This is a genomic window from Echinicola salinicaeni, from assembly GCF_014280965.1.
GTDB classification, from domain to species: Bacteria; Bacteroidota; Bacteroidia; order Cytophagales; family Cyclobacteriaceae; genus Echinicola; species Echinicola salinicaeni.
The window spans coordinates 309,346-324,175 of the sequence record NZ_JACODZ010000004.1 but is presented as its reverse complement, the minus strand read 5'-3'; the positions used below and the strand labels follow the sequence as shown (position 1 = coordinate 324,175).

General features: G+C 38.8%; 13 protein-coding genes and 1 riboswitch. Of the genes, 12 read left to right on the top strand and 1 reads right to left on the bottom strand.

The features are described 5' to 3' along the window. The first annotated feature begins 2 nt into the window (after positions 1-2). Complete coding sequence (locus H7U17_RS09320; RefSeq protein ID WP_186756437.1) at positions 3-1,493, top strand: efflux transporter outer membrane subunit; 1,491 nt, start codon at positions 3-5, stop codon at positions 1,491-1,493. A gap of 183 nt (positions 1,494-1,676) precedes the next feature. Here H7U17_RS09320 and H7U17_RS09315 read toward each other — a convergent pair whose 3' ends face one another. Beyond that, the gene (locus H7U17_RS09315; protein WP_186756436.1) at positions 1,677-2,168 is read right to left on the bottom strand and encodes a hypothetical protein; all 492 of its coding nucleotides are present in this window, start codon (positions 2,166-2,168) and stop codon (positions 1,677-1,679) included. A 127-nt stretch (positions 2,169-2,295) separates the two neighbouring features. After that, positions 2,296-2,423: riboswitch (SAM riboswitch) on the bottom strand. A 442-nt stretch (positions 2,424-2,865) separates the two neighbouring features. On the opposite strand from H7U17_RS09315, the gene rocF reads away from it, so the two are divergent. The 11 genes from rocF to hisB all read left to right on the top strand — a co-directional run bounded on the left by rocF (position 2,866) and on the right by hisB (position 14,763). Next, the gene (gene rocF, locus H7U17_RS09310) at positions 2,866-3,816 is read left to right on the top strand and encodes an arginase (RefSeq protein WP_186756569.1); all 951 of its coding nucleotides are present in this window, start codon (positions 2,866-2,868) and stop codon (positions 3,814-3,816) included. A 19-nt stretch (positions 3,817-3,835) separates the two neighbouring features. Continuing rightward, on the top strand, positions 3,836-5,626 hold the full coding sequence (argS, locus tag H7U17_RS09305) for an arginine--tRNA ligase (RefSeq protein ID WP_186756435.1): 1,791 nt from the start codon (positions 3,836-3,838) through the stop codon (positions 5,624-5,626). A gap of 2 nt (positions 5,627-5,628) precedes the next feature. Further along, positions 5,629-6,216, top strand: coding sequence for a glutathione peroxidase (locus H7U17_RS09300; RefSeq protein WP_186756434.1), 588 nt, complete (start codon positions 5,629-5,631; stop codon positions 6,214-6,216). A gap of 64 nt (positions 6,217-6,280) precedes the next feature. Then, a complete protein-coding gene (locus H7U17_RS09295) occupies positions 6,281-7,195 on the top strand; it encodes a 1,4-dihydroxy-2-naphthoate polyprenyltransferase (protein ID WP_186756433.1) in 915 nt (304 codons plus the stop codon). A gap of 118 nt (positions 7,196-7,313) precedes the next feature. Continuing rightward, positions 7,314-8,165 carry a universal stress protein gene (locus H7U17_RS09290; RefSeq protein ID WP_186756432.1) on the top strand — a complete coding sequence of 284 codons (852 nt, stop codon included), beginning with the start codon at positions 7,314-7,316 and terminating at the stop codon, positions 8,163-8,165. Positions 8,166-8,168: 3 nt separating this feature from the next. Next, the gene (locus H7U17_RS09285) at positions 8,169-8,525 is read left to right on the top strand and encodes a translation initiation factor (RefSeq protein WP_186756431.1); all 357 of its coding nucleotides are present in this window, start codon (positions 8,169-8,171) and stop codon (positions 8,523-8,525) included. 319 nt (positions 8,526-8,844) lie between these two features. Further along, positions 8,845-10,086 carry a glutamyl-tRNA reductase gene (gene hemA, locus H7U17_RS09280; protein WP_186756430.1) on the top strand — a complete coding sequence of 414 codons (1,242 nt, stop codon included), beginning with the start codon at positions 8,845-8,847 and terminating at the stop codon, positions 10,084-10,086. 278 nt (positions 10,087-10,364) lie between these two features. Further along, positions 10,365-11,225, top strand: a complete 861-nt coding sequence (gene hisG, locus H7U17_RS09275; protein ID WP_186756429.1) for an ATP phosphoribosyltransferase — start codon at positions 10,365-10,367, stop codon at positions 11,223-11,225. Between the two features lie 27 nt (positions 11,226-11,252). Then, positions 11,253-12,545 carry a histidinol dehydrogenase gene (hisD, locus tag H7U17_RS09270; protein WP_186756428.1) on the top strand — a complete coding sequence of 431 codons (1,293 nt, stop codon included), beginning with the start codon at positions 11,253-11,255 and terminating at the stop codon, positions 12,543-12,545. A gap of 2 nt (positions 12,546-12,547) precedes the next feature. Then, on the top strand, positions 12,548-13,615 hold the full coding sequence (gene hisC / locus H7U17_RS09265; RefSeq protein WP_186756427.1) for a histidinol-phosphate transaminase: 1,068 nt from the start codon (positions 12,548-12,550) through the stop codon (positions 13,613-13,615). Positions 13,616-13,665: 50 nt separating this feature from the next. Further along, positions 13,666-14,763 carry a bifunctional histidinol-phosphatase/imidazoleglycerol-phosphate dehydratase HisB gene (hisB, locus tag H7U17_RS09260; protein ID WP_186756426.1) on the top strand — a complete coding sequence of 366 codons (1,098 nt, stop codon included), beginning with the start codon at positions 13,666-13,668 and terminating at the stop codon, positions 14,761-14,763. The last annotated feature ends 67 nt before the right edge of the window (positions 14,764-14,830 follow it).

Sequence of the window (14,830 nt, the reverse complement as noted above, 5' to 3'; positions counted from 1 at the left end):
TTATGAGATATACACTAAATAAATATAAACCTGGTCCTTTAACATCCCTAGCGATTCTTGCTTTTGGCATTTTGATCCTGACAGGATGTAAAGCAGGTAAAAATTATGTCAAACCCGACCTAAACCTACCTGCTACATTTAGACATACAGATGCGATCCAAATAGATTCCGCAACTACGAGAAATGAAGTAAAAAACATCGGAGAATTGACTTGGGAGGAATTCTTTGAAGACAGTATCCTGGTCAAGCTGATCAATAAGGGAATGCAAAATAACCTTGGCTTACAGCAAGCAAATGGTCAAATGAAAATAGCAGAGGAATACCTTAAAAAATCCAAAGCCAATTTCTTTCCCGAAATCGCCGTAGGCCCAAGTCATGAATCTCGAAGATTCTCTGATAAATCCTATGCTAGACCTAACAACAAACATTATGAAGGAGTAGAAAATCCTCCTTCACAATGGTTCTTGGAGCGTTCAAGAAATATGTTTGCCATGCAGTCTAGCTGGGAAATAGACCTATGGGGAAAATTTCGAAGAGAAAAGGAATCCAGTCTGGCCAAATTGGTTCAACAGGAGTCCTTCCAAAAAGCAGTAAAGACTGACCTTACTGCCGAAATAGCCACAGCATATTATAAACTGATGATGCTTAAGGAACAATTGGATGTAGCAGAATTCAACCTTAGACTAAATGACTCCACCTTGAGTATCGTAGAGCTCCAGTACGCCTCAGGCATGGTTTCTTCATTGGCCATCACACAAACAGAATCACAAAAACTGATTTCCGCCTCTCTTGTGCCGCAGATTGAAAAACAAATTGCTATCCAGGAAAACAACCTAAGTCAGCTATTGGGAGAATATCCGGGCGAGAAATTTCTGGTAAAAAGGGACTTGGCAGACATCCAGCTATTAAGTGAAATTGCAGTAGGCGTACCCATGGAATTAGTCAGAAATAGGCCTGATGTGATTGCTTCAGAAATGAACCTTGTATCGGCAAATGCTGATGTGGGCATTGCCCAAGCCATGCGCTACCCCTCTTTGAGAATCGGGGCAGATGTAGGTTTTGACGCCCTAAATCCAGGAGACATTTTCAATCCTACAGCTTTATTCGGTAGGTTTGTAGGCTCATTGACCCAACCTGTTTTTCAAAATCGAAAACTTAAGACCAATTACAAAGTATCACTGATCGAAAGAGACAATGCTGAATTGGCTTTTAGAGAAGAAGTAATCGGAGCTGTCACAGAGATCTCCAACAAACTGATCAGCATTCAAAAGGCTGAAGAAGAATATAACATAGCCAAAGAAAGGTTAAAAAACTCTAGAAGAGCAGTAAGGGACTCCTATTTATTGTTTAGCAGCGGCTATGCCAATTACCTGGAAGTCATCAACGCCCAGAGCAATGCCTTAGAAACTGAACTCTATATGGTAGATGTAAAAATGCAATTATTGATTGCTAATATAGAACTCTACCGAAGTTTGGGTGGTGGCTGGAAATAAAATCATTAACTCAAAAGTTTATCTAAACCAACTAAACGCCCTAAGATCTTGATTGGTCTTGGGGCTTTTTAATATACTATTTTGATACACATTTAAATTTGTGAGAAAATCTCAAAACAAAAAATGCCCTGCTCATTCAAGCAGGGCATTCTGTATGGTTATTAGTAATGGTCTATTATTATATTATAAGCTCAATTCATTGAGCAACAATTTTTCTTCAAGTCGGTGTTTTTCTTGATTTACAAGCACTTTTCTCAACACTTTCTTGAACCTGATTTCTTCATTCACAATTCTAAATACCTTTTCTAGATATTCTTTGGCTACTGACTCATTGTTTTTATAGAACTTCAAAGAAAAGCTTCTTTTCTCATGAACATTCTCCAAAAACACTTCCTTAGGTTGCCCTGCCAAAACAATTCCTCTGAACAATGCATAGTGATCAGCCAATTCAGCATCTAAGCTGAAGTAGACTACCTGAAAGCTCTTATTGGAATTTTTAAAGTTAGCGAAGTCAAAAGCCCCCTTTCCTTCCACTTTAACTGCATCATGCTGCTGTAACCAATCATAAACATTAATATTAGATCGGTCTTGCACATTATTTCTTATTACAGATTTAAAGCTAAAGGTATTTTGATTAAGTACTGAAGTATTATAGTTAGAAGCTGTAGCTGTCATGTTTTTTCTATTTTGATATTATTAGTTGTTTGATTTTGCCTATGTCGATAAAATACTATCAACAACAGTGGCAACTTAGCTTACCTGGTAAATAGTCCTGCATTCGCTGTGTTCCCATCTTTCTTTTAATTTATAGGTCCTTTAATTGATTTAGGCAGGATTTAGCACCTTTTCTCTCCGCCTTCATGAAGGTTCGAGAGGGATAGGTTGCTATAGGTTCTCAGAGCCTGTTCTCTCCCCTATTCTTTATAAATTAGCTACTTACCTTAGCGGCTTTTCACTAATAACTTTTCCAAAGGTAAAACATTTTTTTTAATTTACTAATTTCCCTATAGATTTTGTAGGGTTTTATTTTTACCCTAACCATTTCCTGCACTAATATTCAGGCATCAAAACCTAATCCAGACTATTACTACTCCCCCCTTTTACTGATTATCGGCCCAATACATTTGTTTAAGCGCCTCTATTTTCCATCTCTTCAAGTGTAATAAAATATCTAGCTCAGTTCAAAATAAAATAAACAGCAGCTATTTGATCCAACAATTTAATTCCAGCTTGTCCTAGTTAGAAATAATAGAATAGCGATTTTAAAGGCACTTCCTATTTATGCACATTTTTAACTACTTTTGTGGGAATCATTTTACATCCGCTTTTGATGTGGATATACAACCCAAATAAACCAGAGAAAGAAAAGGTAATGAGAAATATTGAACTTGTAGAAGTAAGGTCAGAATTGGCAGCAGGCACCCGTGGAGCTAGCCTTGGAATAGATGCGCTAAAAATCGCCAGCTTGGACAAAAAGTCAAACTTTTTCACCAAGTTTGACCCGATCAGCGTACCTGATGCCAATAATTATTTATGGAGAGACAATATCTATCCAAATGCAAAATATATCGACGGCGTCTATGAGGTGATCAATAATGTCCATGATACCATAAAGGCCCTAAGATTGGAAAAAAAGTTTCCCATCATATTGGCTGGAGACCATTCAACTGCTGCAGGAAGTATCATGGGGATAAAATCTGCAGCCCCTGAAAAAAGACTAGGGGTAATTTGGATTGATGCCCATGCTGATATTCACAGCCCTTACACAAGTCCTTCTGGAAACATGCATGGAATGCCATTGGGCATGTGTCTTCAGGAAGACAATCTAGAAAACAGAGTCAAGTCACCATTAGAAGAAGAAATTCAGTATTGGGAGAAACTCAAAAAAGTAGGGGGTGATTTTCCAAAGATCAAAGCAGAGGATATCGTTTATATTTCTGTAAGGGACACTGAGGAACCTGAAAATGCTTTGATCAAAAAGCATGGAATTAAAAACTTCACTACCAAAGAAGTGAGAACAAAGGGAATATCAGAAGTTGCTCAAGAGGCCTTGACCCTATTAAAAGACTGCGATCAAATTTACATTTCCTTTGATGTAGATAGTATGGATAGCAATATTTCCAAAGGAACTGGTACTCCGGTACCGGATGGTTTAAGCGTAGATGAAGCCATCCATTTAAATGAAGAATTGATAAAAGATAAAAGAGTTTGCTGTTGGGAAATCGTAGAAGTTAACCCAACCTTGGACTCGGAAAATGTCATGGCTGAAAATGCCTTTGATGTTTTGGAGTCCATGACCTATTCATTGGTAAGCAACTTTTAAGTATAAATTTAAAATAAGAATGACCATTCAGAAACAAATTCTCCAGGCCATAAGTCAAGCATTTGCTGCCACTTTCGATCATCAGGTGGATGCTGAATCAATTGCATTACAGCCAACCCGTAAAGAATTTGAAGGGAATTACACCTTTGTGATGTTTCCCTTCTTGAAATTCACCAGGATGAAACCAGAAGAAAGTGGGGAAAAAATCGGGCAATATTTAGTGGAGAACTGTGAAGTAGTTAGTGCCTATAATGTGGTAAAAGGTTTTTTGAATATTTCTGTTAACGAGGAGTCATGGCTTGAGGTATTTCAGAAATTATATAAAAATGAAAACCTCGGACAGCTTCCTGCAAAGGGCGAAAAGGTCATGGTGGAATTTAGCTCTCCCAATACCAATAAACCTCTCCACCTTGGTCATTTGAGAAATAATTTCTTAGGCTTTTCAATTTCTGAAATTCTTTCTGCCAACGGTTATGAAGTCATCAAAGCTAACTTGGTCAATGACCGGGGAATCCATATCTGTAAATCCATGGTGGCCTACCTACACTTTGGTGATGGTGAAACCCCTGAAACTGGAGGATTGAAAGGAGATCATCTCGCCGGAAAGTATTACGTCCTTTTTGACAAAGCCTATAAGAAAGAAATTCAAGCGCTCATGGAAAAGGGTCAAACAGAAGAAGAAGCTAAAAAACAGGCTCCTTTAATGCTTGAAGCCCAAGAAATGCTCAGAAAATGGGAAGCTGGAGATGAAGCTACGGTAACGCTATGGAAAACCATGAACAGTTGGGTTTACGAAGGCTTTGATGCTACCTACAAAAAAATGGGCGTAAGTTTTGATCAATACTATTATGAATCGGACACTTATTTATTAGGCAAGGACATCGTTGAAGAAGGACTTGAAAAAGGCGTTTTCTTCAAAAAAGAAAATGGCTCTATATGGGCCGACCTCACCGACGAAGGACTAGACGAAAAATTGGTACTTAGAGGCGACGGCACTTCTGTATATATTACCCAAGATATGGGAACTGCAGACCTGAAATACGATGATTATAAAATCAACAAATCAGTTTATGTAGTTGGAAACGAGCAGGATTACCACTTTGATGTGCTCTTTAAGATCATGAAAAAACTGGGTAGACCTTATGGGGAAGGCCTTTATCACCTCTCCTATGGAATGGTAGACCTGCCAACAGGCAAGATGAAATCAAGGGAAGGTACAGTGGTAGATGCTGATGATCTGATCCAGGAGATGATAGATACTGCAGCCAGTCATACCAAAGAACTGGGCAAAATTGAAGGCTTCACGGATGAACAAGCTGAAGAGCTTTATGAAATGCTTGGACTTGGGGCCCTGAAATATTTCCTATTAAAGGTAGACCCTAAAAAACGCATGCTTTTCAACCCCCAGGAATCCATTGAATTCCAAGGCAACACAGGGCCATTTATACAGTATTCTCACGCAAGAATAGCTGCCATTCTTAGAAAAGCCGATCAAATTGAACTTTCTTATCAATCTGAAGCTTTTGAAGGTTTAGGACAGGTTGAAAAAGCAGAAAAAGAATTGATTATCCTGCTAAATGATTTTGAGAAAAAATTAGGGCAAGCAGCTGAGGAATTTTCACCGGCCATCTTGGCCCAATACTTATTTGATTTAGCCAAGGAATACAATCGCTTTTATGCAGAACTTCCTATCTTTAGTGAATCGGACGAGAAAGTACGTAGCTTTAGGGTAGCCTTAAGTGCCCAAGTTGCGAAAACTTTAAGCGCCGGAATGAAGTTATTAGGTATAAAAGTTCCAGAAAGAATGTAATTATGAAAAATTTGATATTGATGGTAGCTGTAGTGGCGTTATTTGCCTGCAGCGCTAAATCAGAAAACACCGAATCAGCTAAAGCTTTGACAGATAACAAAGAACAGGCAACGGAAAAATCCTTTTATGATTTCTCCATGACTACCCTAGACGGGGAAAAAGTAGATTTTAGCCAGTATAAAGGCAAAAAGGTTTTGGTAGTCAATGTAGCCTCAAAATGTGGTTATACCCCTCAATACGAGGATTTACAAAAACTAAATGAAGAATATGGTGATCAAGTGGTCATCCTTGGTTTTCCTGCCAATAACTTCGGAGGACAGGAACCTGGCACCAATGAGGACATCAAAAAGTTTTGCACTTCAAACTATGGAGTAACTTTTACCATGTTTGAGAAAATTTCAGTAAAAGGTGTGGACAAGCATCCCCTTTACAGATGGTTATCAGACAAGTCCCTCAATGGCTGGAACGATCAAGAACCTACCTGGAACTTCTGCAAATATTTCATCAATGAAAATGGAGAATTGAAACAATTCTTCCAATCCAAAGTCACTCCTATGGATGATGAAATCATCAAACTTATCGAAGCCTAATCAAATCCATTCTTCAGGTGCTTCATTGGACATGAAGCACCTGTATTAATTCCGCCCTGCCACCGTGGACAATAATTTATCCAGTAAGAAGCAAGCATGGCTACATGCCATCAGATTACGAACCCTACCTTTGGCCTTAGCCAGTATTTTAATGGCCAGCTTTATCGCTTGGTCCCATGAATTGTTCAAATGGGATGTTTTTATATTAGCAGCACTGACCACCACACTCCTCCAAATCCTATCGAATTTGGCCAATGATTATGGCGACAGTATTCATGGAGCCGACAGTGATGACCGAGAAGGTCCCATCAGAGCGGTACAATCAGGCATTATCCAACCAAAAGAGATGAAAAAAGCCATGATCCTTTTTGGTGCATTGAGCTTTATTTGTGGCCTGGGTCTCCTTTATGTATCACTGGATAGCTGGGTGATTTTCTTTACATTTATTGGCATAGGCTTTCTTTCCATTTTCGCAGCAGTAAACTATACCTCTGGTACTAATCCTTATGGCTATATGGGACTGGGAGATATCTCTGTATTCTTATTCTTTGGCTTAGTAGGCGTGCTGGGGACCTATTTTCTGCACACCATGAGCTTTTCAAAATCCTTGCTCCTTCCTGCTATTTCGCTTGGATTTTTCAGCACCTCAGTATTAAACATCAATAATATTAGAGATATTACCTCTGATCAATTGGCAGGAAAAAAATCCATCCCAGTGAGAATAGGTAGAAAAGCTGCTGTAAGATATAATTGGACATTGATCATTTTAGGCAATCTTTCCCTGATACTATTTTCAATCTTAGAAGAAAACTATGGAGGTTTATTGGCACTTTCGGTAAGTCCATTGATGATCAATATTGCCTATAATGTAGGCAAAAAGACCCAATCCAAAGACTTGGATCCTTATCTCAAAAAAATGGCCATTTCTACTCTATTCTGGGTTTTGGCATTTGGAATAGGCTTGGTAGTTTTCTCTTAATCAAGTCTACTATTTGTGATTTGTTGTTATGGAATAATATTGGCTTAGAAATACAATATTATCTACTAAATTTTTGTATTTTATTGTTTTAAAAGCCAATAACCATAAAAAATTCACCATGAAAACCATTTTAGTTCCATTTGATTTTTCCGAAGAGGCAGAAAATGCCTTTGCCTTTGCCAAAGAACTGGCCACAATCACCCAAGCACATCTGAAGTTGCTTCACGTAATTGAAATTCCCACTGCCCAAAACTTTAATACGACAGGGGAAGTAGGTCTTGGTGGCGATGACATTAATAATATATTTGTCATCGAATTGGTTGAAAAAAGGAAAAAACAAATCAAAGCTATTGAGGAGGAAAGCAAGGACAAAGCCTATAAGTTCTCCACAAAATTGACATTTGGCAACCCATATGCAGGCATTTCAAATGAAGTGGCTGAAATAAAAGCTGACCTCATCATTATGGGGTCCAAAGGATCTAGTGGACTGGAGGAATTGCTCATTGGTTCCAATACTGAAAAGGTAGTAAGACATGCTACCTGTCCAGTTATAACCATAAAGGGAGCAATAAGTCCAAAAAGTATCAAAAGCATTATATTTGCCAGTGACTTTACCAAGGAAAACGAGGCCATTATACCTCATTTGAAAAAGCTCCAAGCTAATGTCCATGCTCAATTGCATCTGGTAAAAATCAACACGCCTAACTCTTTTGAAAGCAGCAGGGAAAGCTTCTCAAAAATCAAAAGCTTTGTTGATAAGCACAAGCTGGATGATGTCAAAGTTGAAATTTACAATAGTGACTCAGAAGAGGATGGAATTATCCAATATGCAGAAGACAATAATATAGACATGATTGCGATGGCTACTCACGGTAGAACAGGTTTTATGCACCTATTGAGTGGTAGTATCGCTGAAGATGTCGTCAACCACTCCAAACGACCAGTTTGGACGATGAAAATCAAAAAATAAACTATGGGGAGAAAGAAAAACAACGATTGGAAAAAAAGAGATGGGGTAGTATACTCTACCAGTGATGATTTTGAATACAATGATTTAGAGCAGGAAGACGAAGCTACCCTCCCACCACAGCAACAGAACCTCAAGGTAATGCTGGACAAAAAAGCTCGAGGCGGTAAGCAAGTAACCCTAGTTGCTGGTTTTATAGGAACAGATGAGGATCTTAAAGACCTCGGCAAGTTGCTCAAAAACAAATGTGGTGTAGGTGGAAGTGCCAAAGAGGGCGAAATACTTATCCAAGGTGACCACAGAGACAAAGTGCTGGAAATACTCAAACAAAACGATTATAAAGCCAAAAAATCAGGTGGCTAAAAAGAAAAAGGAGTGGTTCACCAAACCACTCCTTTATTAAGATTAAAAAATTGAACCACAAACTAAATTCAAAACACTTTTCAATATGCTGAATCAATTATCTTGATGCATTTAACCAACTTACGAGTAATCAACAGCTTTTGGATTTCAGCAAAAAACTTTTTCTCATTCCATTTTTATTATTTATAAAGATTTTAAATAAACAGATATTTAATCCCTCATAAATCCAAACCAAAAACACCCTGCGTACATAATGCCAGAACCAAAAAACATTTGAAAAAGAATCTCTACTGGATTCTGATCAAAACAACTAGGCACTATGATTCAATTCAGACTTTTAAGCTTATCCCATCAAAAAACTGATATCACGATCAGGGAAAGGTTTGCCTTGAATACCACAGACATCAAGGAGCTATTGACGCTTTTCAAATCAAATTCAAAAATCACTGAATGTTATATTCTTTCCACCTGTAACAGAACAGAAATCCTTTATGTGGCTGAAGAAGACTGTAATCATGAAATCTTGTCCACTTTGTGCAAAATCAAAAACCAAGATTTAACATTGGCACGAGAGATTTTTAATCCACTTTCAAATGAAGAAAAAGCACTTCATTATCTTTTTAGGGTTTCAAGTGGTCTGGAATCTCAAATATTAGGTGATGCACAAATAATATCTCAATACAAATCAGCTTACAGTCTGGCCAAGGAATGTGACACAGCGGGAACCTTTATACATAGATTAATGCATGTGATTTTTTCCGCCAATAAGCACATCGCTAATCAAACAAGCTTCCGTTCTGGCATCAGCTCGGCACCATATGCTGCCGTTGATATGATTTCAGAATACCAGAATATGCTTAAGTCTCCAAAAGTTGCAATAATAGGCTTTGGTGATATGGGCCAGAACGTATGTCGTCATTTAATTTCTCAAGGCTGTACCGATCTGACGGTCATCAACCGTTCCCAAGAAAAGCTCTTTCGCTTCAACCATAAAAACAAAACCAATATTCAATATATCCCTATCGAAGAGATCAATAAAACCGTTGATAAATACGACATCATTATTTCTACCCCAAGTGTCCAGGCCCCTATATTGCATGGCTATCACTTTAAAAACGTAACTAATTTATTCAAGGTAATGGTCGATATTTCCATACCTAGAAGTATAGCTCCAGAAGTCGGGAAGATCCCTGGAATAGTACTTTATGATATGGATGACATCAGTCAGGTAACCAAAGGGACCCTTGCACAAAAAAAGGCTTGTATTAGTGCAGTAGAAGAAATATTAAACGATCATCTCGCTGAATTTCTCCACTGGAAGCAAGACAATAAAAATCTACAAGTCATCCGAAATATGAAAACAGCACTCCAAACGATGAAATTGGAGGAGTTGGATCGATTTCAGAAACAAGGCCAATTAGAAGAAATAGAAAATTATGAGCAGATCATGGATGCCATGATTCAAAAAATCATCAAGAAAACAGTAATAACCATGAAATCCTTAAAAGATGACAAAGAAAAACATCTTTACAATTCCATGATAACACAGACATTTCTTTAAGGATTTGTTAATTTTCATCAAAAAACATTTCGTTTTTTTGGATAACAACGATAGCTGTTTAATTTTGTAACCAAATCATGAACAGCATCAACAAACATATCTCCATCCGCTCATTTTTTGCAGTACAACATACTGTTACTGTTCATCATTTCCATCATTCCTCCTAAGGAGGAATATTATATACATATCGCCCCAGTGGCTGTGCGATAACTGTTTGTGCGGCCCGATTGATTCAGAGAATTTCTAAAAAGAACTATTCATATTCGTATCTTTATTTCATGGAAAATATTATTCGCATAGCCGTACAAAAAAGCGGTCGATTAAGTGAAGACTCCTTACGCCTCATCAAAGAATGTGGCATTAAATTTTATAATGGCACTGGAAAACTAAAATCCACTTCCACCAATTTCCCAATTGAATTCCTTTATTTAAGGGATGATGATATCCCTGGTTATGTAGCCGATGGTGTTGCAGACTTAGGGATTGTTGGTGAAAATGAATTGGTGGAAAAGGACAAAAGTGTAGATGTGCTTAAAAAGCTAGGATTTTCTAAATGTAGATTATCATTGGCTATCCCTAAAAGCCAAGAATACCCAGGTCTTTCCTATTTTGAAGGTAAAAACATCGCTACTTCATACACTAAAATCCTTGGTGATTATTTAGAAAAGAACAATATCAATGCTGAAATCCATGAAATCAGTGGTTCAGTAGAAATTGCTCCAAGTATCGGATTGGCAGAGGGCATCTGTGATATTGTCAGTTCAGGCTCCACATTGATGATGAACGGGCTGAAGGAAGTAGAAGAAATCTTCAAATCTGAAGCTGTATTGATCAGTCATAAAGGATTGAGTGAGGAAAAAATGGCCATTGTGGAAAAGCTGCTTTTCCGAATCAATGCAGTACAAACAGGAAAAAGCAATAAGTATGTATTGTTGAATGCACCGAACAAATCTTTGGATAAGATCATTTCACTTATTCCTGGAATGAGAAGCCCAACTATCCTGCCTTTGGCTGAAGAAGGCTGGTCATCTGTTCATTCTGTATTAAGCGAAGACCTATTCTGGGAAAACATAGAAGAGCTGAGGGCTGCTGGTGCCGAAGGGATATTGGTTGTTCCCATCGAAAAGATGGTACTTTAATTCGAATCATTCTCAAAAAAAATACTGATGAGAGTTATAACAAATCCAAGTAAAAGCGAATGGAAGAAAGAACTGGCCAGACCAGTTCAAAAAATGAAGGAAATTCAAAAGATTGTCAAACCTATCATGCGCAAGGTAAAGCGACAAGGTGACAAGGCTTTGAAGAAATTCGCTTTGGAATACGATCATGTAGAAATCAAAAATCTTTTGGTAAGCCGTGAGGAAATCAGCGCAGCTTATGACTTGGTGGACCAGGACCTTAAAGATGCCATCCTACTGGCAAAAGATAATATCGAGAAATTTCATAAAGCACAGGCCACTCCAGACCTTAGCATGGAGGTAATGGAAGGAGTAACCTGTATGCGTAGAAGTGTCCCAATCCAAAAGGTAGGCTTGTATATCCCTGGAGGAACCGCTCCTTTGTTTTCCACTGTGTTAATGCTTGGGGTACCAGCAAATATTGCTGGATGTGAAGAAATTGTACTATGTACGCCTCCAAATAAGGAAGGAAAAATCCATCCTGCGATATTATATACGGCTGACCTAATTGGCATAGACAAAATCGTCAAAGTAGGCGGTGCTCAAGCCATCGCAGCCATGACCTATGGGACTGAAAGTGTTCCTCAAGTAGCCAAAATCTTTGGCCCTGGCAATCAATATGTCACCGCTGCTAAACAGTTAGCAACTAAAAAAGGTATCGCTATAGATATGCCTGCAGGACCTTCTGAAGTTTTGGTCTACGCTGATGAAACTGCTGTACCTTCATTTGTTGCTTCTGATCTATTATCTCAGGCTGAACATGGGATTGACAGTCAGGTAGTGCTTGTAGCAAGTGCCACCAAAGTAGCTGAAAAGACCCTAAAAGAGTTAGATAAGCAATTGGATAAACTTCCTCGAAAAGCCATTGCAAAGAAAGCCCTTGAAAACAGTGTTGCGGTAATCATGGGCAATCAGGACAAGGCCATTTCATTGATCAACGAATATGCGCCAGAGCACCTGATCATCAATATTGAAAATGAAGATGAGGTAGTTTCGCAAATCATCAATGCAGGATCAGTTTTCATAGGAAATTTCACTCCTGAATCGGCTGGTGATTATGCTTCAGGTACCAACCATACCTTGCCTACCTATGGCTTTGCCCAAAATTACAGTGGTGTTTCCCTAGACAGTTTTGTCAAAAAGATTACCTATCAAAAAATCACCGAAAAAGGTATTCAAAATCTCGGTCCTACCATTGAGGTGATGGCAGGTAATGAATTACTGGATGCGCATAAAAATGCCGTTTCGGTAAGATTAAAATACCTTAAAGAGAATAAATAATCATGGCTTTTGACCTGAATAAAATCCTAAGACCACATATCGCCCAGTTGAAGCCTTACTCTTCAGCTAGGGATGAATACTCGGGTAAAGAAGGAGTCTTTCTGGATGCCAATGAGAACCCTTTTGGCTCCATTACTTCTGACGACTTCAACAGATACCCAGACCCTTATCAGTTTGCCCTCAAGACAAAGATCAGTGCAATAAAGAATGTACCTGTAGAGCAAATATTTTTGGGCAATGGAAGTGATGAGGCGATTGATCTATTGATGCGGGCATTTTGTAGACCCGGACTGGACAATATCATCATCCTCCCTCCTACTTACGGCATGTACGAGGTGAGCGCCGAAGTGAATGATATCGCCATCAAAAAGGTTAATTTAACAGCTGACTTTCAATTAAGACCGGCAGCCATTCTGGACGCAGTGGATGAAAACACCAAAATAATTTTCATTTGCTCCCCCAATAACCCAAGTGGAAACAAGGTAGACCGAGAAGATATTCTAAAAGTAATCAAAGACTTTGATGGACTGGTTGTAGTGGATGAAGCCTATATAGATTTCAGTGATGAGCCCAGCTTTACCACAGAACTCAAAAGCCACCCCAACTTATTGGTCATGCAGACCTTCTCCAAAGCCTGGGGCTTGGCATCTTTGAGGCTGGGAATGGCCTTTGCTTCATTGGAAATCATTAAGATCATCAATAAGATCAAACCTCCATATAATATTAGTGGACTGACCCAAGAAACTGTTTTGGCAGCTATCGATGATACTGATAGAATGAAGCGAATGGTCGCTGAGATCATGGAAGAAAGAGATTTCCTTCAACAGGCCTTCGAAAAGATGGATTTGATCAAAAAGATCTACCCAAGCCACGCGAATTTCCTTTTGGTAGAAGTTCCTGCTGCCAAAAAGACTTATGACTACTTGATTGACAATCAAATCATCGTCAGAGACAGGTCAAAAGTGGTGCTTTGCCATGAATGCCTAAGGATTTCTGTGGGGACTAGAGCAGAAAACGAGCGACTGCTAGAAGCTTTGCAGCAATGCCCTGCTGAATTGGCCACTGCATAAACAAATAAGTATTCCAATTGGCCTTGAGCCAATAATAACCATAGACAATAATGAAAAAAGTATTATTTATAGATAGAGACGGCACCATCATTAAGGAACCGCCAGTAGATTTTCAGGTGGATAGCCTTGAAAAACTAGAATTCTATCCTAAAGCCATTTCCAACCTGAGAAAGATCGCCGAAGAAACCGATTATGAATTGGTCATGGTAACTAATCAGGATGGGCTAGGAACAGATTCCTTCCCTGAGGATACCTTCTGGCCTGCTCAGTTCAAAATGCTAAAAACCCTGGAAGAAGAAGGAGTGATTTTTTCTGACATCCATATTGACAAAACTTTTGAGCATGAGAATGCTCCTACTAGAAAGCCAAGAACTGGTTTATTGACCAAATATATGGAAGGTGATTATGATTTGGCCAATTCTTATGTCATCGGAGATAGAAAAACAGATATACAATTAGCCCAGAATTTGGGCACCCAAGCGATCTTTATTGGAGAAGAAACTGCTGAAGGTGCTGCTTTGTCCACAAACTCTTGGGATGAAATCTATGAATTCCTAAGACTGCCTGCACGACAGGCCTCAGTGGAAAGAAGCACTTCTGAAACTCAAATCAGCATCAGTGTAAACCTGGATGGATCTGGAAAATGCGATATTGATACTGGTTTGCCTTTCTTTGACCATATGCTGGAGCAACTGGGCAAGCATGGAGGAACAGACTTGACCATCAAAGTAAATGGTGATCTACATATTGATGAACACCACACCATTGAAGATACTGCCTTAGCACTGGGTGAAGCCTACCTTAAGGCCTTAGGAGATAAAAAGGGCATTTACCGATATGGCTTTCTTTTACCGATGGATGATGTACTTGCACAGGTGGCGATTGACTTTGGAGGAAGACCTTGGATGATGTGGGAGGCAGAATTTAACCGAGAAAAAATCGGCGATATGCCTACTGAAATGTTCTATCACTTCTTCAAGTCATTCAGTGACACTTCCAAGTGTAACCTGAATATCAAAGCAGAAGGAAATAACGAACACCATAAAATCGAAGCTATCTTCAAAGGCTTGGCTAGAGCCATTAAGATGGCAGTAAAAAGAGATATTGCTGCCTTGAACCAACTGCCCAGTACCAAGGGAGTATTATAAAAAGGACTTATTAATTCACATAAAAAAGGCTTTCCAAATGGAAAGCCTTTTTTAGTATCTCTTATGG